The 862-nt window shown below is 65.8% G+C and carries 1 protein-coding gene; it reads left to right on the top strand.

Annotation, left to right across the window (positions count from 1 at the left end):
• The first annotated feature begins 238 nt into the window (after positions 1 to 238).
• Positions 239 to 514: a hypothetical protein gene (locus ACWEPL_RS49240; RefSeq protein WP_452440373.1), complete on the top strand. Its 276-nt coding sequence runs from the start codon at positions 239 to 241 to the stop codon at positions 512 to 514.
• Positions 515 to 862 lie beyond the last annotated feature (348 nt).

The raw sequence follows: 862 nt of genomic DNA, 5'->3' as shown, positions 1-862 counted from the left end.
CCTCATTGACCGGGGCGCCCCCGACGGACTTGCCGAAGTCGCCGCGCATCACCCCGCCCGCCTCGCGCTCCCCTTGCCTGGGCCCTCTCGGTATTGATGATGGCTCAGCCCTGCGACCGCGGGCATGGTGGCTTGACGAGTGGAAGCATCCACCCCCATACCGGTCTCCTGAACGGACAGGACCGTTATTACGCGCCCTTCATGGCGACCGGTACCGTGCCGGTAGGAAGGGGCGAACATGAGCGAACATCGCGAGACGACCGGCCGGTGCTATGCGTGCAAGCGCACATTCAGCTTCGACCCGAAAGAAGTCGTAACTTTCCTGATCGATCCCGAGACCCGCATGCCGCCAGGGATCACGGTCCTCGGCTCTCTTCGGCCGGCCAAACCGGAAGCCGTGGCCAGGTCTGTCGACGAGCCCATCTGCCCTGATTGTGTGACCAAGGCGAAGCAGTACAGCGAGGAGAGCGGATCGGGTCGCTCCTGGGGAAGCTGGCCGTCGAGCAGCAATTGAGCTCTCGTGGCCCCCGAGATCAAAATCGGGCGGGGCGAGTCCTGAACGCAGCGATTCGGCGATCTTGTGGCGCAGCAAAGCCCCGCACCCTAGCCTTGGGCCCGCTCGCCTGTCGACGTAACACCATCGACAGCCAGAGGCGTTGATCTCCGGCCCGTCAGCTCACGTGTGACCGGCTCCGGGATGCCATCTTTCGACTGTGACACGGCCTGCCACGACTGGTCGCACGACGGCCGAGGCCCGGGGAGCGCGAGGGGACGGGAGCGGGCCCGTCCCGTATGCCGCGCCGTCGTGTGAACGGGCGCCGGCGTCATGAACGCAGTCGTCATGCTCTCCCCCCAAGAAAGT

The sequence above is a fragment of the Nonomuraea sp. NPDC004186 genome, assembly GCF_053603495.1.
The sequence above is the reverse complement of the archived record's forward strand: the minus strand, read 5'-3'. Positions and strand labels throughout refer to the sequence as shown.

Excerpts from the sequence above, each read along its gene's own strand:
- ACWEPL_RS49240 (WP_452440373.1), top strand. The coding sequence starts at position 239 with ATGAGCGAACATCGCGAGACGACCGGCCGGTGCTATGCGTGCAAGCGC.